The organism is Heyndrickxia sp. MSNUG, assembly GCF_049532715.1.
In the GTDB taxonomy this organism is placed as follows: Bacteria; Bacillota; Bacilli; order Bacillales; family Cytobacillaceae; genus Mesobacillus.
Genome location: NZ_CP150978.1, coordinates 4,288,049 through 4,308,009 on the forward strand (window position 1 = coordinate 4,288,049; position 19,961 = coordinate 4,308,009).

18 protein-coding genes are annotated in these 19,961 nt (G+C 44.4%); 4 read left to right on the plus strand and 14 right to left on the minus strand.

All coding sequences use genetic code 11. The annotated features are described in order from the left end of the window. Positions 1 to 3: 3 nt before the first annotated feature. The 4 genes from AABM38_RS21655 to AABM38_RS21670 all read left to right on the plus strand — a co-directional run bounded on the left by AABM38_RS21655 (position 4) and on the right by AABM38_RS21670 (position 4,135). Positions 4 to 126, plus strand: coding sequence for an ArsR family transcriptional regulator (locus tag AABM38_RS21655; protein ID WP_423408224.1), 123 nt, complete (start codon positions 4 to 6; stop codon positions 124 to 126). A 72-nt stretch (positions 127 to 198) separates the two neighbouring features. Next, positions 199 to 2,763, plus strand: a complete 2,565-nt coding sequence (locus AABM38_RS21660; RefSeq protein ID WP_423408225.1) for a CoA-disulfide reductase — start codon at positions 199 to 201, stop codon at positions 2,761 to 2,763. A gap of 199 nt (positions 2,764 to 2,962) precedes the next feature. Beyond that, positions 2,963 to 3,142: a hypothetical protein gene (locus AABM38_RS21665; RefSeq protein WP_423408226.1), complete on the plus strand. Its 180-nt coding sequence runs from the start codon at positions 2,963 to 2,965 to the stop codon at positions 3,140 to 3,142. A gap of 36 nt (positions 3,143 to 3,178) precedes the next feature. After that, a complete protein-coding gene (locus AABM38_RS21670) occupies positions 3,179 to 4,135 on the plus strand; it encodes an NERD domain-containing protein (protein ID WP_423408227.1) in 957 nt (318 codons plus the stop codon). Between the two features lie 39 nt (positions 4,136 to 4,174). Here the strand turns inward: AABM38_RS21670 and prfB are convergent. The 14 genes from prfB to AABM38_RS21740 form a co-directional block, all read right to left on the minus strand. Further along, positions 4,175 to 5,279 (minus strand): peptide chain release factor 2 gene (gene prfB, locus AABM38_RS21675; RefSeq protein WP_423408228.1). Its coding sequence is split into 2 segments (ribosomal slippage): positions 4,175 to 5,206 and positions 5,208 to 5,279, totalling 1,104 coding nucleotides; the frame shifts between segments, so codons are not numbered across the junction. Positions 5,280 to 5,519: 240 nt separating this feature from the next. Further along, entirely contained in the window at positions 5,520 to 8,033 is a 2,514-nt protein-coding gene (gene secA, locus AABM38_RS21680) for a preprotein translocase subunit SecA (protein ID WP_423408229.1), read from the minus strand. 256 nt (positions 8,034 to 8,289) lie between these two features. After that, a complete protein-coding gene (locus AABM38_RS21685; protein WP_423408230.1) occupies positions 8,290 to 9,132 on the minus strand; it encodes a DUF1028 domain-containing protein in 843 nt (280 codons plus the stop codon). 138 nt (positions 9,133 to 9,270) lie between these two features. Further along, complete coding sequence (hpf, locus tag AABM38_RS21690) at positions 9,271 to 9,816, minus strand: ribosome hibernation-promoting factor, HPF/YfiA family (RefSeq protein WP_335378500.1); 546 nt, start codon at positions 9,814 to 9,816, stop codon at positions 9,271 to 9,273. 174 nt (positions 9,817 to 9,990) lie between these two features. Then, positions 9,991 to 10,374 carry a hypothetical protein gene (locus AABM38_RS21695; RefSeq protein WP_423408231.1) on the minus strand — a complete coding sequence of 128 codons (384 nt, stop codon included), beginning with the start codon at positions 10,372 to 10,374 and terminating at the stop codon, positions 9,991 to 9,993. An 8-nt stretch (positions 10,375 to 10,382) separates the two neighbouring features. Continuing rightward, positions 10,383 to 10,724 carry a flagellar protein FliT gene (locus AABM38_RS21700; RefSeq protein WP_423408232.1) on the minus strand — a complete coding sequence of 114 codons (342 nt, stop codon included), beginning with the start codon at positions 10,722 to 10,724 and terminating at the stop codon, positions 10,383 to 10,385. Next, positions 10,724 to 11,125 carry a flagellar export chaperone FliS gene (gene fliS / locus AABM38_RS21705; protein ID WP_423408233.1) on the minus strand — a complete coding sequence of 134 codons (402 nt, stop codon included), beginning with the start codon at positions 11,123 to 11,125 and terminating at the stop codon, positions 10,724 to 10,726. The genes AABM38_RS21700 and fliS (AABM38_RS21705) overlap by 1 nt, the downstream gene beginning before the upstream one ends. A 33-nt stretch (positions 11,126 to 11,158) precedes the next feature. Further along, entirely contained in the window at positions 11,159 to 11,629 is a 471-nt protein-coding gene (gene fliD, locus AABM38_RS21710; protein WP_423408234.1) for a flagellar filament capping protein FliD, read from the minus strand. Further along, positions 11,619 to 13,655, minus strand: coding sequence for a flagellar protein FlaG (gene flaG / locus AABM38_RS21715; RefSeq protein ID WP_423408235.1), 2,037 nt, complete (start codon positions 13,653 to 13,655; stop codon positions 11,619 to 11,621). Before flaG ends, fliD begins: the two co-directional genes overlap by 11 nt. 107 nt (positions 13,656 to 13,762) lie before the next feature. Continuing rightward, on the minus strand, positions 13,763 to 14,200 hold the full coding sequence (locus AABM38_RS21720) for a YaaR family protein (RefSeq protein WP_423408236.1): 438 nt from the start codon (positions 14,198 to 14,200) through the stop codon (positions 13,763 to 13,765). 96 nt (positions 14,201 to 14,296) lie between these two features. Continuing rightward, entirely contained in the window at positions 14,297 to 16,765 is a 2,469-nt protein-coding gene (locus AABM38_RS21725; protein WP_423408237.1) for a flagellin, read from the minus strand. 21 nt (positions 16,766 to 16,786) lie between these two features. Next, positions 16,787 to 17,215, minus strand: coding sequence for a flagellar export chaperone FliS (gene fliS, locus AABM38_RS21730; RefSeq protein ID WP_423408238.1), 429 nt, complete (start codon positions 17,213 to 17,215; stop codon positions 16,787 to 16,789). 50 nt (positions 17,216 to 17,265) lie between these two features. Continuing rightward, complete coding sequence (locus AABM38_RS21735) at positions 17,266 to 17,562, minus strand: EscU/YscU/HrcU family type III secretion system export apparatus switch protein (protein WP_335378491.1); 297 nt, start codon at positions 17,560 to 17,562, stop codon at positions 17,266 to 17,268. Beyond that, entirely contained in the window at positions 17,559 to 19,916 is a 2,358-nt protein-coding gene (locus tag AABM38_RS21740; protein ID WP_423408239.1) for a hypothetical protein, read from the minus strand. The genes AABM38_RS21735 and AABM38_RS21740 overlap by 4 nt, the downstream gene beginning before the upstream one ends. Positions 19,917 to 19,961: the final 45 nt, after the last annotated feature.

A 19,961-nucleotide genomic window follows, 5' to 3' on the forward strand; every position in this document is an offset into this window, starting at 1 on the left:
CGCATGCTTTATAATGCCAACTTCCTTTATAGGGAAATTGAAGCTTCCGAATCAACCGCTTCTCAGCATCTGGCCAGACTGAAAAAGGCGGGAATGATTACAGGAAGCTCAGCGGCACAATATTGATTTACTAATCGGTGTACAAAAATTAAATCACGAAATTCGAATATATAAATTCTCCGAAAGAGGGTAATCAGAATGGCTAAAAAAGTTGTAATCGTTGGTGGAGTTGCTGGTGGAGCTACAACAGCAGCACGTTTAAGAAGATTAGATGAGAAAACAGAAATCGTGATGATCGAACGCGGTGAATATATTTCTTTCGCAAACTGCGGTCTTCCATATTATATCGGTGGTGCGATCCAGGAACGTGACGCTTTGCTTGTGCAAACGGTCGAAGGCATGTCTAAAAAGTTCAACATGGATATCCGTAACTTAAGTGAAGTTACTCGCATCGACCGTGAACGCAAGATGGTTGAAATTAAGAATCTGAAAACAGGCGAAACTTATGAAGAAAACTATGATGTCTTAGTTTTATCACCGGGAGCAAGCCCAATCAAGCCTCCTATTCCAGGTATCGCTGAAGCCGAAGCACTATTCACATTGCGAAACATCCCCGACACAGACAAAATTAAAGCGTATGTTGATGAGCAAAAGCCTCGTAAAGCAACTGTCATCGGCGGCGGTTTTATCGGAGTTGAGATGGCTGAAAACCTTTGGGAGCGCGGTGTAGAAGTTACTCTAGTTGAAATGGCTGACCAGATCATGGCGCCAATCGACTTCGAAATGGCTTCTATTTTACATCAGCACCTTCGTGAAAAAGGCGTTAACCTTGTTCTTGAAGACGGTGTTAACTCTTTTGAACAAAACGGCAAGCTGATTAACTTGAACAGCGGAAAACAGATTGAGACGGACTTGGTGATTCTTGCAATCGGTGTGGCACCTGAAAGCAAGCTGGCTAAGGAAGCTGGTCTTGAGCTTGGCCTGCGCGGGGCGATCCGTGTCAACGAACGCCTTCAGACTGCTGACGAAAGCATCTACGCAATCGGCGATGCTATTGAAGTGAAGGACTATATCAACGGCCAGGCGACTCACATTCCGCTTGCATGGCCTGCCAACCGCCAGGGACGCATCGTCGCTGACCATATCAACGGGATCGATTCAAAATACCAGGGTACTCTTGGTACTTCAATTGCTAAGGTTTTTGACATGACCGTGGCGGCTACAGGCAACAACGAAAAGACTTTGAAGCGACTTGGCATCTCTTATGATGTCGTGCATGTACACCCAAGTTCTCACGCCGGCTACTACCCTGGTGCTTTCCCGATCGCGTTAAAATTAATTTTTGACCGCGAGACAGGTAAAATCTTCGGTGCGCAGGCTGTATCTTACGATGGCGCAGATAAGCGTATCGACGTGCTGGCGACTGCCATCAAAGGCGGAATGAAAATTTTTGACCTGCCAGACCTTGAACTGGCATACGCACCGCCATACTCATCTGCAAAAGACCCAGTCAATATGGCTGGCTATGCAGCTAAAAATATTGCTGAAGGACTTGTGGAAACAGTACAATGGCATGAAATCAATGACATCCTTGCAAACGGAGGATACCTGATCGACGTCCGCGAACCAATCGAGCGTGACATGGGCATGATCGAAGGCTCTGTGAACATTCAGCTTGGTGAACTGCGTGAACGTCTGGATGAAATTCCTCGTGGCCAGGACATCTATGTATACTGCCAGGTCGGCCTCCGCGGTTACCTTGCTACGCGTATTCTGATGCAGGCTGGTTTCAAGGTGCGCAATCTGGATGGAGGGTATAAAACTTACTCTTGTGTATATGAGCCAGATGCTAGCGAAAACTGCGGTACACCGATTAGTGATAATGGTGTTGCGCAGCGTAAAGCGTTGGAGGAAATTGGTGCTGGTGGTGCAGAAGTTGGTGTGGGGCTGTCAACGGCAACTCCTATTGTTGATGTTGTCGGAGAACCTGCTACACCACCGACTGTAAAAACGACTCTCGATGCTTGCGGCCTATCCTGTCCAGGTCCGATTATGAAGGTGTATAAGACAATTGGCGATATGAAAGACGGCGAGGTGCTTGAGATCCACGCGACAGACCCTGGCTTTGCAAAAGACATTAAAGCATGGTGCGACAAGACTGGCAACAGACTTGTCAGCAATAAGTTTGAAGACAAGAAGTTTAAGGCGCAGATCATGAAGGGCAGTGTCGTGGTACCTGTGAATGCTGTTTCTGCTCCTGCAGAGGTTCCGACTGGAATTCCAACTCCTGCTAAAAATGGTGCAACGATGGTCGTGTTCAGCGGAGACCTTGATAAAGCAATCGCAACCTTCATCATTGCATCCGGTGCTGCGGCAATGGGCAAAGAAGTAACATTGTTCTTCACCTTCTGGGGACTGAACATCCTGAAGCGCAACGACGCACCTTCAGCTGAAAAAGACATGATGGCCAAAATGTTCAGCATGATGATGCCAAAAGGCCCGAGCGACCTGCCGCTATCTAAAATGAACATGGGCGGCATGGGAGCCAAGATGATCAAAACGGTCATGGCAAACAAAAACGTCGACAGCCTGGAGACTTTGATGAAAAACGCCATGGATGCCGGTGTCAAATTAGTAGCCTGCGGCATGAGCATGGACATCATGGGAATTAAAAAAGAAGAGCTCATTAACGGAGTTGAAATTGGCGGTGTCGCTGCTTACCTTGGTGATGCTGAGGATTCTGGATTGAATTTGTTTATCTAATACGAATGATGATTGCAGGCGGCCCCTTTTGTGGGTCGTCTTTTTTTGAGTCTATACTCCGATCTCGATAATAGTTAGTTATCATTCTAGATTGGCCGTTGTAGTCATTTTTTTTTTCGCTGATGATATGATGGTAAAGTAATTAATCTTTTTGGGGAATGATTACGGATCTTTCCATCAGATGGTAAAAGTAGCGATTATGGTTAAAATCGTAGCGATTATTGCCTTTTCCGTAGTGATTCCTGTGATTTTCGTAGCGATTAACTCTTTTTTCGTAGCGAATAAGCTTCAAACTGTAGCGATTCTTTTCCCGGCCCAAAATAAGTTATCAAAGACTCTCCACAAGCAGGATTTTAACAAGCTTAATCCGAATTTTTAGGGTGTAACTTATTTTACGGAAAAGAGATGACCTGCATTGATAGTTAAAAAAAGAATATTTCCACTAAGAATACTGATTAACGACGCTGTTTTAAGGAGATTGCCCCCGATTCATTCAAAACGTAATGAAGTTCTTCAAGATCAAATGAAAGCATGGGCCGGCCATAAAGGCGAAGAGGCTCTCGATTACTACACTAGCTTGATTCACGAAGAACAATTTCACATTTTCCAAGGTATTCGCTTAAGCTCAGGAAGCAACCACTTTCAAATCGACTCTCTGCTGCTTTCCCCAGCATTCGCCCTCATTATCGAAGCCAAAAACATGGCGGGTACTCTAACTTTTAATGCTCCCTTCAATCAAATGGACCGAAGCCTTAATGATAAAACGGATACATTTGAGGACCCCCTCCTACAGGCAAAGAGACATAGACTGCTTCTTCAAAAATGGCTGCAAACTAATCACTTTCCGCACATTCCGATCGAATATCTTGTTTTTAGCAGCAATCCTTCAACTGCGTTACGAAATCCTCACAATGATCCTGAAGTATACAACCGCGTTTGTCCCCCGGGTAAAATCATCTTTAAAATTGAAGATTTCCTTTCCAAATATAAAAGAGAAGTCCTATCTGTAAAAGAACATAAAAAAATCAGCAATGTTTTGCTCCGGAGTGATGAGCCTTCACCTTCACACCTTCATCAATTTAAAATCCCATCTGAAGATTTCCTTACAGGTGTCCAATGTCCTTCCTGTTCAATGTATGCAATGGAACGATATGCTGGTACTTGGAACTGCACTCATTGCGGCGCTACAGCTAAGGATGCACACAAACAGGCAATCGAAGACTATTTTCTGATAATCAGCCCCACCCTAACAAACAAGCAATTTCGTCATTTCATCCATCTTAATTCTCCTAAACTATCGACAAAGCTATTATCAAAGATGGACCTAAAACCCCATGGTACAACAAAAGGAATTTACTACACTACAATTTAAAAAATCCCCCGCCCAACTCAGGCGGAGGATCCCATAAAATTATAAAGTTAACTTCGAACGCAAATAAGCATCAATAAACTGATCAATATCCCCGTCCATTACGGCCTGAACATTACCAGATTCAGCACCAGTACGGTGGTCTTTGACCATTGAATAAGGATGAAACACGTAGGAACGGATTTGGCTGCCCCAGCCGATTTCCTTTTGCTCACCGCGGATTTCATCAAGTTCTGCCTGCTGCTGCTCGATTTCACGCTGATAGAGTTTTGCCTTAAGCATTTTCATAGATGTTTCACGGTTCTTGATCTGTGAGCGTTCTGCCTGAGAAGAAACAACGACACCCGTCGGTAAGTGGGTGATACGAACAGCTGAGTCAGTCGTATTGATGTGCTGACCGCCGGCGCCGCTTGCACGGTAAGTATCAATTTTCAGATCCTCTGTGCGGATCTCAATTTCAATCTCGTTGTTGAACTCCGGCATTACCTCGCATGATACGAATGAAGTATGGCGTCGGCCTGAAGAGTCAAATGGTGAGATACGCACTAAACGATGCACACCTTTTTCCGCTTTTAAATAACCGTAAGCATTGTGACCCTTAATTGCCAGCGTTACACTCTTGATTCCAGCTTCGTCCCCAGGAAGGTAATCCAGAGTCTCAACCTTGAACCCGCGCTTTTCCGCCCAGCGCGTGTACATCCTTAGGAGCATAGAACCCCAGTCCTGTGACTCGGTTCCGCCAGCGCCAGGATGCAGTTCAAGAATCGCATTATTCTTATCGTGTTCTTCACTTAAAAGAAGCTGAAGCTCAAACTCACTCATGCGCTCGGTGAATTCTTTCAGTTCCTTCTCAAGCTCTTCCTGAAGCTCCGCATCGCTTTCTTCTCGCACAAGCTCATATGTCAGATCAAGGTTCTCATACGTCTCATAAAGCTCATGAAACACATTGACCTGTTCCTTCAGCCCGTTTGCCTCATTGATGACTACCTGTGCCTTCTGCTGGTCATCCCAGAAATCCGGAGCCAGCATGCTGTCATCCAGCTCCGCTATACGCGCTTCCTTGTTTTCGAGGTCAAAGAGACCCCCTAAAGTCCGCTAATTTCTTAGCTGATTTCTCAAGCTCATTCCTGATATCTGCTAATTCCATATCGTTCACCTCATAAAAAAGTTATTTACTATTATAGCTTCTTTGAAGAATTATTCCACACATCCCAAGACCTACATCATCCACATTCAAAAAAGAAAACCAGCGGTCCCCCGCCGGCTTTACCCCTTTAAAGCACTGGGGTTCTGACCCCCACCGCTTTAACGCTTTAAACTGCCGGGGGTCTGACCCCCGGTGCGTTAATTTGCTAAAGCGCGTGTGCTTTGCTTTTCTCTTCAATCTTTATTCTGCTTTGCCGCAGCAGTTTTTGTATTTTTTGCCGCTGCCGCAGATGCATGCGTCGTTGCGGCCTACGTCCATTGCTTTGACGACTGGCTTTTTCTTGACTTTGCCGCCTTCGTCTTCTTTTGGATTTACGGCGTGGCCTTTGGCAACTTCCTGGCGCTCTAGGTTGCTGCGGATTTCGGCCTTCATGATATATTTAGCAACGTCTTCTTCGATGGAAAGAATCATGTTTTCGAACATCGCGAAGCCTTCATGCTGGTATTCGCGGAGTGGATCGATCTGTCCGTATGCACGGAGATGGATACCCTGACGCAGCTGGTCCATCTGGTCGATGTGGTCCATCCACTTCGAGTCAACGGAACGAAGCACGATTACTTTTTCAAACTCGCGCATTTGCTCGTCCGTCAGCATTTCTTCTTTTTCATCGTAACGTTCTTTTACTTTTGCAAGGATTGTTTCAACAACCTCATCCTGCTCTTTGCCGCGAAGGTCTTCAACAGTGATATCACCTTCGTGAAGCAGGTTGCCGTTTACGTAATCGATAATGCTGTCAAGCTCCCACTTCTCCATATCCTCGCCTGCTGGCGTATGGGCAGCGACGTTCCGCTCCAATGAAGACTTAATCATCGTTTCTACGATACTGCGAAGGTTTTCAGATTCAAGAACCTCATCACGCTGCTTGTAAATGATCTCACGCTGCTGGCGTAAAACATCATCGTACTGTAGCAATTGTTTACGAGCATCAAAGTTGTTGCCTTCAACACGCTTCTGAGCAGATTCAACGGCCTTCGAAACCATTTTACTCTGGATTGGCTGGGTGTCATCCATGCCAAGTCGCTCCATCATCGCTTTCATATTGTCAGAACCAAAGCGGCGCATCAGTTCATCTTCCATTGAAAGGTAGAACTGAGTGACACCCGGGTCTCCCTGACGGCCGGAACGTCCGCGGAGCTGGTTATCAATACGTCTGCTTTCGTGACGCTCTGTACCGACAACAGCAAGTCCCCCAACTTCTTTAACACCTTCGCCAAGCTTGATGTCCGTACCACGGCCCGCCATGTTTGTCGCAATCGTTACAGCGCCTTTTTGGCCCGCTTCTGCAATGATCTCAGCTTCACGCTCATGGTTTTTCGCGTTCAGAACATTGTGCTTGATTCCCTTTTTCGTTAAATAGCCGGAGATCAATTCAGATGTTTCAATCGCAACAGTACCGACAAGGACGGGCTGCCCTTTTTGGTGGCGTTCAGCGATATCCTCAGCTACTGCGCGGAACTTCCCTTGCATAGACGCATAAATCAAATCCGGACGGTCGTCACGGGCAATCGGACGGTTCGTCGGAATGACCACAACGTTCATGTTGTAAATGTTGCGGAATTCTTCTTCCTCAGTCTTCGCTGTACCCGTCATACCGGAAAGCTTTTCGTACATACGGAAGTAGTTCTGGAATGTGATTGTCGCAAGTGTCATACTTTCGTTCTGGATATCCAGGCCTTCTTTCGCCTCGATCGCCTGGTGAAGACCTTCACTGTAACGACGGCCTTTCATCAAACGTCCTGTGAATTGGTCAACGATGACAATTTCGCCGTCCTGGACAACATAGTCCACATCCAGGTGCATGCTCGCATTGGCTTTTAACGCCTGGTTGATATGGTGAAGCAATGTTACATGCTTAATGTCAAAAAGGTTCTCGATCCCGAAGGCGCGTTCGGACTTCGTGATTCCTTCTTCAGTCAGCTGGACACCCTTTGTTTTTTCATCGTATGTGTAATCTTCTTCACGCTTCAATGTGCGGACGAAGGCATTTGCCTGGATATAAAGTGCCGCCGATTTCTGAGCGGAACCGGAAATGATCAATGGCGTACGCGCTTCATCGATCAAGATGGAGTCAACTTCATCGATTACGCAGAAGTGCAGCGGACGCTGAACTTTTTGATGCGAATAAAGCACCATGTTGTCGCGCAGATAGTCGAAACCGAATTCATTGTTCGTACCGTAAGTAATATCCGCACGGTATGCTTCCTGCTTCTCTTCCTTTGTCATGCTGTTCAGGTTCAACCCAACAGTCAAGCCAAGGAATTCATACAATTTGCCCATCTCAGTGGCGTCTCGGCTTGCCAGGTATTCGTTGACAGTAATAACGTGAACACCCTTGCCTGTAATCGCGTTCAGGTAAACCGGCATTGTCGCCGTCAACGTTTTACCTTCACCAGTCTTCATCTCGGAGATATTGCCTTCGTGAAGGGCAACGCCACCCATAAGCTGTACTTTATATGGATAAAGGCCAAGGACACGCTTCGCTGCTTCGCGGACTACCGCAAATGCTTCAACAAGCAGTTCATCTGCTGACTCGCCTTTTTGGTAACGGTTCTTGAATTCCTCCGTCTTTTCCTTTAACTGCTCGTCCGAAAGTTTTTCCATATCGGCCGCCAGCGCATCAATTTGATCCGCCAGTTTCGTCAGCTTTTTGATATCGCGTTTATTCTGGTCGAAAATTTTCGTTAAAATCCCCATACAGACGCTCCTTTTATCTATTGAATCTGGTTGTATTTTTATCAAAAAATCGTTTTTATTTTTACTTTAAAATGAATCCCAAAGAAAAAAGATTCGCTGTGAATGCACCGAATCCCTTTTAGAAAAATTCGATATATTTCTCCTCCTATCTTACCACTTACACAATGGGGTGACAACTTATGCAGAAAGGCGGCTCGTAATGGTGGAATTCTAAGCGGATACAAAAAAATCCCCCTGATGTCAGAGGGACCAAAATTTATTGATTTTTCATGAAACTTAATACTTCCAGATCAATCTTGCCTTTCTCTTGCTCTCTTTCCTCGAAGTTTTCTGTGTGGATGTATGCTGTCAGGGCTTTGTGCAGCTCCTCGTCATCAGCGGGATTGGCTTTCAAATATTCCAGTCGTTTGAGATGGCTAACTACTTCGGCCTTCACATCACCTTCAATGGCAACGACATTCTCCGGCTTCGCTTTTGCAAAATATAGCTGCTGCAGCCCATAAATCCTGATCAGTTCTTTGATAGGTTCCGGGTGGTCATCGACACGCAAGTCAATATAGCGATCGTTGTAGCCGCCATAGCCACCATTTTCTTTTACAACAAGCAGTGCGGCTGACTGCTGGCCCCTGCTGTCTCCTCCTGCCTGCTGCCCGGCCTCCAAAGCCATCAGCAATCTGTGTGCCAAAGAACTTTTCGTTGTTTCAAAGGTTTTGGCCATTGCCTGAACCGTCTTCTCATCTACTAAAATATTTCCCTGAGCAGCAAAATGCTTTCCGGTCATCCCGCCTGCCCAGTCATAGCAATATGTACCTGTAAAAGTTGCAGCATTTCCCTCTGCATCAATTAAGCCCACCTGGCGCATTTCTTTATCCTTATCATCCTTCGTGATGAGCTCGATTACTTCCTCTGCCGATTTGCCTTGAGCCATCATTTCTAGCGCCTGAGGGCCATAAGCAGTGTTTGCGTAAGACTGAGTAGCAACAGCCCCAACTCCAGCCTTCGCGAACGGCACAACGGCACCGACACCGAGGAATTTGGACTGTACAGCAATACCCCATTCTTTTTCCTGGGGATCATAGCCTGCGATTGAAAATGTCATTTGTATCGCCTCCTGTAAAATTATTTCTGCACCCGGTATATAAATTCCTTTTGAAGGCAAAATTAAACCCACAGCCAAAATCTGACTGTGGGTCGATGTTATGATGGATAGCTAGTTTCCTTGTTTTAAGAAAATAGCTTATTGAGCTTCAATCAGACCATAACGGCCGTCATTACGCTTGTAAACGACGTTTGTCTGGTTTGTTTCAGCATTTGTGAACACGTAGAAGCTGTGGCCCAGCATGTTCATTTGCAAGATTGCTTCTTCACTGTCCATTGGCTTCAGGTCGAAGCTCTTTGTACGGACAACTTCTAGATCGTCTTCATCTTCAAATTGCTCAGTTTCTGAGAAAATTGGAACGAAGTCTTTCAGGCTGTCCTTATCACGAAACTTGCGGTTTACCTTTGTTTTGTGCTTGCGGATTTGGCGCTCCAATTTGTCAGTGATCAAATCGATCGCTGCATACATATCTTCATGAAGTTCCTCTGCGCGAAGCACTAGGTCCTTCATCGGAATTGTAATTTCAACTTTTGATTTTTTATCTTGGAAAACTTTCAGGTTCACACTTACGTTGGCATTGGGTGACTCCGTAAAATAACGCTCAAGCTTAGCAACCTTTTTCTCAATATACTCTCTGATTGCTGGAGTTACCTCAATGTTTTCTCCACGAATGTTGTAGTTCATAGTGGACTCCTCCTTTGGGATATGACTATGTATTACTAATTCTATTTTACCCCAAAGAACTCCTGCAAAAACAGTCAGAAGATTTGACGAATTTATGTCTATTTTTAATGTCGACATAGTAGTTATTTTGTAAAAACCTGTCCAGACGTGGAAAAACCGCCCGAAATGAGGCGGTCAGACGATATAATAGGGTTTTAATTCTTGATCGATTTGCTTTTTCCAAGCCAAAAAAATCGAAAAAATTTTATCCTGAATAATTTGTCCAATATGGAGGGGGTCGTCCTCGAATGCAAGCACTTCCGTGGCATCAAGGACATCTTCAAATTGGTCAAATCGCTCCAGAAGGGAAGGCTGATCCGCAAATTGTTCAGGAATAATGGAATTCGAGCTATCAATCTGCGAAAAAGCAAGGAGGATATCATCCCATAACTCCTTCGCTTCTTCAAATCGTAATTCCTCGAAACACAAAAACATATGAACAAACGCTGCCTCGATCGTCTCAAGCAGCCCAGCGTATTTGACGACCAGGTGGAAATTCTCTTCATTTAAGGTTGTCATCCATCCACCTAATTTCTTTTGTCGTAGAACATGCCGTCTGTAGAAAGGTTTTGATATGGATTGACATACTTCGTATTCGACTCTTTTTTAGTCTGCAAGTCCTTAATATCTTTTTGAATTAGAGTTTTTTCCGTTTGTAAAAGCTGCATTAACCTAGCGTTCAGCTGGATGAGTTTCTGACCGATCTCCACTTCATCCGAAGTATAGGGAGGAGCTATTTCCTTGATCAAGCTCTCCCGTTGATCCAAAAGCGACTGCACCTTTGAGATTTTTCCGTCACGTTCTTCGGCAGATGATAAAATTCGGATCAATTCCACGGTCAACTCGTAAAATTGGCTGACAGCACCCACTACGCCTTGCCACCCTCAGCAAACTGCTTCTGACGGTTCAACTGGATAACCTGCTTCCACGTATCACGGAATTCTGTAACCAGGCCTTCCACTTCCTCTAAAATCGCCTGGTCATTCTTGATATTCGCCTCAATTAATCGGCGGTTCATATAATCGTATAACGACATCATATTCTGTGAAACTTCCAAATCCATATTCAAAGTGACCATCAGTTCCTGAACAATCTTTTGCGATTTAAGGATATTAGTATTTCTAGCCGGAATATCTTTTTGCTCCATCGCATGCTTTGCTAGATTAATAAACTTCAAGCATCCGTTATATAACATCAGCGTCAGCTCCCCCGGGGAAGCCGTGTTAACTGAAGATTGCTGGTATGACTGATATGGGTTATTTAGTGCCATGATTTACTCTCCTTTTTGTGAAAGGGCATTTTATTAAGCGCCGCTGAATTGCTGCATCAAATAGGCAGACTGGCTGTTCGCTTTCTGGATCGCTTTTTCCATTGCTGTGAACTGGCGCCAGTAGCGGTCTTCTACTTGGGTAAGACGGGATTCAAACCTTTTTATTTGGCTATCTACACTTAACAAATCTTTTCCCAAACTGAATTGCTGGTTCGTTGAAAAAGCATTTCCAGCTTTTGCTTTAAGTTTGTCCATGATCTCATTTGATGTATCATAGAGCCTTTGCGCTATACCTTTTTGACCATCAGTGGTACCTGAAGCATTGAAGAGTCTTTCGACTGACAACGGATCTTCTTCGATTGCTTTCTTTAAATCAGCTTCGTTTATTGTTAATTTTCCACCCTCTAGATAATTCGAAGTGGTTGTAATTCCAATGCTAGCAAGCTGCTTAAACAACGGACTGACTTCGGCATTATCAACAGGTGTATAGAAGTTAGAGCGCATTTGGGAAAGAGCTCCTGTCAAAATGGAATCCCTTCGCAATAACCCCATCTTGGATTTTTTCTTCCCATTGCTCCTGTTGCTTATCACTTAACGTTTCACGTTGTTCGTCTGTTAACGGCTGGTAGTCCTTATAGTAGGTTTCGGATGTTTTCTTCTGGACTTTATCAATTAATTCGTTATATTTGTTAACAAACTTCACAATATTCTCGAACACCTTAGTAGAGTCATTGTTAATGTTAACGGTAATAGCAGGATCCGTGTTATTGGTGGCAATAGGATCATTATTGAACGTTTGCTTTAAGGTGAAAGTCACACCATTCATTTCGAATGTGTTTGAGGGTCGCTCAGTATCTAAGCCGTTAATGGTGAACTTTGTATTAGCACCTACAGTCGTGACATTGCTAGATGTGCTTGCACCAAACTTTAACGTGTTTTCAATAAAAGCACCTTTATAATCGATCTCATTGCCAGCAGTATTGAAATCACCAGTTTCTTTTCTCGTCATCGTCATGCTTTTTGTAAAATCATCATAAAACATGGTTACACCGGCAGTCGATGAGTTGACCTCATTGATCACCTGATTCAATGATTCTGATCCTTTTACAAGGAAGTTTTCCGTTACCTTAACTCCTCCTGTTTTAAAGGAGGAAACGGAAAAGTCGGTATATTTTTGGTCATAATTGATTTCAAACGATACAGAATCCGTTGTGGAGCCAGCAATCGAACGCATGTCATCAGTAAGATCGATTTTACCAGTTTGAGTATTTAGTGTACCCACTACAACTGACCCTCTCAGTATCTGCCTTGATAAGTCCCCTGCATTCCCACCAACCGTTAACGGTTCTGATGGTGCTGTACCGATTTTCAAATTAATTGAGGTAATATTATTTATAGCACCATTCGTAAGCTGCAACGATTGAGTGTCTTTCGTTATCGCCGATGTAGTTTCGGTTTTGTTTTTAGATACATACTCAACAGCAACCGCGCTATCTTTAGCGATCGTATTTCCGAAGATCAGCTCTCCAGTGCCTATATTAAATTGTACCTGGTCTTTTCCCGCAACTGGAGTTCCGGTGACCACTTCAAAGCTCTTGCCATTTACTTTAACGCTCCACGATGCCAGCTTAGTAGCATCAAGGTTGGTTATTTCACTCGCACTTAACCCCAGATTAACAGTAGTACCATCTGCAGTAGTTTTAACTGTTTTACTCTCTACAACACCAGTGCTCCAAGTTACACCGGCAGAGAAGGTTTGAGATACCAAAGATTTATTGCTATCAAAAGTCGATCCGGCGATGGATCCTGTATTTTTAATCGTTTCCGCACTGGCTAATTGCTTTACACTAGAAATAGAAAATGAAGATTCACTGGCAGAACTGTTAGCTGTTGCTGAAACACGTGCATCGTTTGTTGAAGAGGTGGTGCGGGCACGAAAGGTCGATGACAGTTTCATCGTTGTCAATTCTTTACGAAAATCCAAAAAGAGATTGTTAATCGCGCGATAATCATCCCTGCGCCACTCAATGACTTGCTTCTTTTGCTTTAGCTTATTTACAGGCATCCGCTCTGCCTTCATCAAGTCGCCGACAATTTGGTCAATGTCCATGCCGCTTGCAAGGCCGCCGATTCTTACCATAGTTTTGCACCTGCCTTCTAAATCTTTTTTATCCACGATCAATCCAAGGAATTCATTCATTGCAGCATAGAAATCCAGCATCTTTTTCGGTGGGATTTCTCTGACAACTTCATTCGTTTTTTCATCAACAAGAGTGACGTAGTATTCCTTCAACTTTTCATGATATTGGAATTTCAAAGCGGTATTGCTATGTTCGAGGAACTTATTAAGGCCCTCTACAACCCCTTCCATTTTTTCTTTCGGAAAGGTCTGGGATTCTTCTTTTACAGGTACTTGTCCTGTCTTCTGTTCTGGTGCGGTCTGTGCACCGCTGTCAATACTATCTATTTTCGTCTTAATCGTTTCGTAGATGTAGGAACTTGCTGTATTCGAAGAGAGACTGTTAAGCATGAAATTGCCCCCTCAAAAGCGCATATGATATTGTTTATATCGGCCTGTCAGCCACAACTCTTTAACATTTTGTGAAAAATAAAAAGCTTCCTCAAATGAGAAAGCTTTTACGTATAGATATTGATCAGCATACCCTGGATTTCTCCAACTAGGCCTAAAAGATCAATTCCCGTCTTTTCTTTGTCCAAAACAGTGTTTGTGAGATCGATCAGCTTGCTGTCGACTTCTTTTACAAGCTTGTAAATCTTGGAGGAACCACGTTGATTGAAGCCCCGGTGTTCCGTTAGCTCGAGCCCATTCTTCACGGCATCTTCCATGAAATCCTTTACGAGTTTCTTATATTTTTTTAGATTCTCGACCGACCTGGTGTCGACCAGTTTCTTCCCTTGATCCTCAATCTCTTTCATTTTCCTGCTTAAACGCTCTAACGTAACATCCGTACGGCGCTGGCTGACGACTTCGCTGAATGAAATTGAATCCTTTGCAACAGCTTCCTTCATTCCGGTCTTCGTTAAAGAAGCTTTGGAAACGCGCTGAATATCCATCGGTTCACACCTTTTCTTAAAAAGTAGCTATCCACTATTATAGCGGACAAACTTCATAAAAAGGGAGAGGCAATTGCTGCCTCCCGCCTATAAAAATTATTTCAATAACTGAAGAACTCCCTGAGGCATCTGGTTTGCCTGTGAAAGCATCGCCTGAGCTGCCTGGTTAAGGATATTGTTCTTGGTAAAATTGGACATTTCCTTCGCCATATCAAGATCGCGGATACGAGATTCAGAGGATGTCACGTTTTCAGTCATGATTTTCAAGTTGTCCACTGTATGTTCGAGACGGTTTTGGATCGCCCCGAGACGTGCACGTTCAGAAGAGACCTTCTGGATTGCTTCAGAAAACACCGAAATGGCTGCCTGTGCTTTTTCATGAGTTGAAACATCAACCGCAAATTCCGTGTTCTCGCCAGAAACACCATTGCTTATATTTGGATCAGATGTATACCAAACCTTTAGTTCTTTGCCGTTCGCCAAAGTGATGACATTTTCTCCCGCTTTAGCCGCACTGACTTCCAATGCCGCAGCACGCATGTCATTCACTTCTAAAGTAACAGCCTGGCCTGAGTTTGCCCCAATCTGGAAGTTGAGTGAACCATCTGCCCCAGTCCCAGTTTCCACAATTTCAAAACTGAATGATCCTTCTTTTAAATCGAAAGCGTTAAGCTGCAGTCCAGGAATTTCGCCAAACGCAAGCACCTGTGCTGGCTGATTTTCCGGCTGGTTCACAGCCACCTCCACAGGATCATTGCCATCCAAGCTGACGCTATAGGAATAGCCGTCTACCGGATCAACCGTACTGAAGGAAATCACCTGGCCATTGCTCAAACCGGTCGTGTTTTCTACAACAAACTGCAAACCATATTGGTCAAAAAGCTTACCTACTTCAACGTCTGCTGATTTCCCTGAGCTGCTGGCAAGGCTGAATTGATCTGCTACAGCTGGATCGATTGTGAAGTTGAAAGTGCCCTCCGTCAAATTCGCAATATCAAGGGATAAGCCTTCGAATTGTGCAAGACCTGCAGCTACATATGAACTGCTGATCGATCCCGCTGTTCCCGCTCCCATTACATCTTTAACAATATGTTTGTTTCCATCCACATCAATCGTGAAGTCATACATTTTATTAGCTATTGTAGTATCGAAAGTAATTTTATCGCCGTCGTTCATGTCGGATGATGCGAGTTGGAATTTCAAACCATGCTCGTTATAAATCGCATTTTCAGCAACGATTTCGGTAAACCTTGCCGGGTTACCGCCTTTATCTGTTCCGTCAAAAGAAACCTGGTAGCCTGAAGCCACCTTTTCTATTGTCCAGCTGCCTGATCCCACTTCCGTATTCACCGTGAACGGCTCGGCTGGATCTAATGTGAAGCTGCCGCTGAAGCCTGGCTTCGGTTCAGTAGCGATTGTTCCCTTGTCGGCAGGTATAACGAAACTGATTTCTTCGTCAACCGCAAAGTCTTTTGCATCCATTGTAAACTTCAGGCCATGGTGATTGAACTCAGTGCCTGGCGTATAGAGTTCACTGGTAATCGGTCCGCCTGATACAACAAAAGCTGTTCCATCATATTTCAGGGTAATTGTGTCGCCTAAGTTCACTGCAGGCAATCCGATTAGGTTGGATGTCGTATCATAATTAATAACGTCACCGCTAAAAGTGAAGCTGCCATTCGCGGTATTAGTAGAAACCTGCGCATTTTCCGCTTTCGGAACTGTATAGCTAGTAGCTCCTCCTTGGAAGGCTGCTCCAACTTCCACTGCACTCACTTCCACCTTATGAGTTCCGGCAGTCAAATTCGTCCCGCCATTTGCGACACTAAGCGCTACACCTGTTGAGTTTGTTTCCACAGACGTGATGTCAGCATCCTTTCCATCCTGGAAGGTTAACGTCCAATCGTCTGCCTCAACTGCTGTTGTCGGTTCGATTCTTCCACCAGCAAAAATGGAACTATTCTCAGCAGGCACGATTGGGTCAGGTACTGCTGTTCCTGCATATGCGCGGGTGACCGTCACATTGTGTTTCCCGACTGTTAGCTCATCACCATCAGCAATCGCAAGCATCATTCCGGTCGCTGAGTCACTGTATGGTGACTCACCCTTCGCAAACCCTTTTCCATTTGCCACAAAAGTATTTTTCCTGCTTCCATCCAACAACGAAGCACTGTTGAATTCCGTTGAATTCCCGATTCGATTCAATTCAGAAGTAAGCTGGTTAATCTCCTTCTGGATCTCAGCGCGGTCAGTGTCCGTATACGAATCATTCGCTGCCTGTACAGCTAGCTCGCGCATACGCTGTAAAATTTCATGTGAAGAAGAAAGTGCTCCTTCAGCTGTCTGGATCAGTGAAATTCCGTCAAGTGCGTTTCTCTCCGCCATTTCCAATCCGCGGATCTGGGAGCGCATTTTTTCTGATATCGCAAGTCCGGCGGCATCATCAGAAGCTTTATTTATTCTTAAGCCGGAGGATAGTTTCTCAAGGCTTTTTGCTGTATTGGTATTATTGATCGCAAGGTTGCGATAAGCGTTCAAAGCGGAAATATTATGATTGATTCTCATGCTATTCTCCCTCTATTTCTCTTAGTTTTGGACTCTCATGATGCTATTTTCATAGGCTGACACCTTACGGACTGTACTGGATTGAGAGACATTCACTTTTTTCTTAAGTACATCGTTCCATGCCTGTGCGATTGGCTCAATCAGTACAATCATTTCTCTTAGTATGGAAGCATCTTTCTTGATGTTTGCCATGATGATCTGATCAGCCATGTAATTATAAAGAAGATCCAGCTGCTGGCCAATCGGTCCCGCTTCATATTTCAGACCTACACCAAGTCTATGTAAAATATCATTCGTACGCTGCAGTTTCACGTTTGCATTCATGTAGTCCAGATCCTGGATGAGCTCAATCGCCTGCTCCAGGTTATCAATGATCCCTTCGTATAGGAGAGCCGTCAGTTCCTGTGGACTTTTCTTGAAGATGACGTCCTTCGTTAACGCTTCCATCATATACCTCCATCTCGGTAACTATAGATTCTATCGGTAAAACGGCTTGATATTTAATAGTTTTTTTCCAATTCCTCGAGCAGGATGAAAATCTCGGCAATGACTCCATACAGCTGTGGCGGCACTGAATCACCTAAATCGATGTCCAGCAAGTTTTGCAGCAGGGATGAGTCTTCTTGAAGATGGACATTATTTTTCTTCGCTAGGTCAATGATCTTTTGGGCAACCGCACCTGAGCCCTGCGCAACGATTGTCGGTGACTTGCTTAGGTCGTCATCGTACTTTATCACGGCAGCAGAGGGACCATTTAGTTGCCTTCTGCTTTTCTGGTTAAAATATAGATTATTCATATCGTAAAATTGTACCCTTTCTCTGTGAAAGCAGGGGTTAATTTTGCAGTTTGATGATCAGTTGCTACTTTTTCTGCTTCTTGCGAGGGCTTCTTAGCCTTAAGTGCTTCCAGCTTGTACCCGATTTCCTGAAGGCGCTCTTTGGAAATCTCGGTCATTGGCTCAAGCATCTGATCCAGCCCGTCTTTTTTGCTATTAAACGTAATCGAGATGTTCCGGTTCTGCGCAGTGACATGTATGCCCACCTCGCCCAGCTTCTTCGAGTCTAAAACGAAATACATGCTGCAGTTCTCCCAGTCGATTTTGTCTCCGGATTTCTGCGAATTAATGAAAACCTTGATATTTTCCATATTCTGATTCAGAAGGAAAGGCATTTGCATAAACAAATTCTGCATACCGGATGCATCCTGTTTATTTAACAGTTGCTGGCCAGTGATGTTCGCCAGTGCCTGCTCCACTTTTGGATGGCCTTCTGAATCCCTAGCCATCTGGATCAGCTTTGCTTTCAGGTTCTGATTCAAATCATCTTGTTCACCCTTCGTTCCGAAAACAAGGCTGTTCGCTGCGTCATTTTCATGCGTCAGACCGAGTCGCTTCAATGATTCGAACACTTGGCGCGCAGAATAATCTTGATCGGGCATTGGCCTTACTGCTTGTCTAACACCATAAGCCAGCTGTTCCTCCAATGTTTTAGGGGAATTCAGCATGCTCTGTTCAGAAACGAAGTGCTGCACTCTTGTATTGGATGGTTTATAGATGATTTGATCAAGGGTTGTTTTTACCTCTTTAACAATCAGGCTCGCCTGGCTAAAATCACCCTTTGCAAGCAGATTGCGCGCTTCAGTCAGACGCGAGCTGGCATTCAGCATTTTCTTCTCGGTCAGCATGTCGGTATACAGCATGAAATTGCCTTTCAGGATAGCGTTATCCAGCTTATTAATGGCTGCATCAAGCGTCTGATTAGCATTGACCTTGCTGCCGCCTTTATCGAGCATCAAGGAAACATGATCAAGACTTTTCGTGATTTCCTGCTTCACCTTTTTAAAATCAATCGCCAGCTGTGACAGCTTTTTGGTAATTTCCGTTACCAATATCGACTTCGATTGCAAAGACAAAGATTGCAACGATTCATTGATCGCGTATTGTTCAGCCTCCGTTAAGCTCAGCTGCTCCCCGCTTTTTTGCAGCGAAGGATGCTCTTTTTCCAACTGGTTCACCGCTTCTGCCAGCACCTTACGAGCAGCAAGTTCACGGCCCTGGTCGGCCAGCTGGGACGCCTTCTCGAAAGAAGCTTTTAATTGTGTCAAATCTATATTCTTATTAGCGGTAAAATCATTCATTGCCTTCCCAATTGAATCAATGATTTGGGTTAAAGAAGCCTCTTTTTGAACGTCCTTTAAAAGGGAATGAAGTTTTAAGAGATTGTCATCAGGTGCATGGTTTTCCAGTCTATTTTTCAACTGTGCTGATAAGCGTTCAAGAGACTCTCTTAATTTGGCAGCCGCTATTTTCTGAAGTTTTTGCCCGTCAGCGATTGCCTGAGCATTAGTTCCTTGTTTGATTCGTTCCGTTCCTGCGGCATGAATCTGCAGAGCTTTGGCAATTTCATGCTTTAATTGCTCCATTTCCGGAATGTTGCTTGAATCGAGACGGCGTAGTATGGCTTCAATGTCCTTAGGAGAATAATCTCCATTTTTTACTTGCTGTAAAATTTGCTCGATATTTTTTGGTGCTGAATTTGCAGGAATGTCAGTGCTGGATAAATTGGGTTGTGAACCCCGAGCATCGAACTTAATCTCTCCAGCCAATTCACCCAAAGTATCCTTCAAATCTGATCCATGTAACGCGGTATGAATCGCATTCAAGTGGTTCGACGTAACTGGCAAGTTCTTTTGCGCTAAAACATTAACCGCTTCTAATTTTTCCGAGATCGTACCCGGTGTTTCCGTCATGAACTTTTGCAAAGTGACCAGTTCTTCGTTTTTTAATGAAATCCCTTTCGCATCGAAGATTTTTAAAGCACTCTTTAAATCTGGATTGTACGGGTCGATCCCTGCTTTTGCAAGACGGGCATCGTAAGACTGAGTATCTGTAGACTTAGCGGCCGCAACAGAAGACGCCTCCTTTAAAAGAAGCTTCCCTTTTTCAGGCATTCCAACTACCTCTGCAAGCATCCGGTCCGCAGATGGAACGGTCCCTTCAAACTCCGCGCTAAATTCCTGTCCCTTAAAGAGCACATTCGCCGCATTCCCACTTTTCCGATCCTTAATTAAAACCGGACCAACATCCCCCGTTGAAATACGGTTCTGGCTATCATTCATCTGTTTTGATACCATCTGGTTCGTAATTTGCATATTTACACACTCCGTACATTTCATGTCTAATTTTTTTATCGGCTT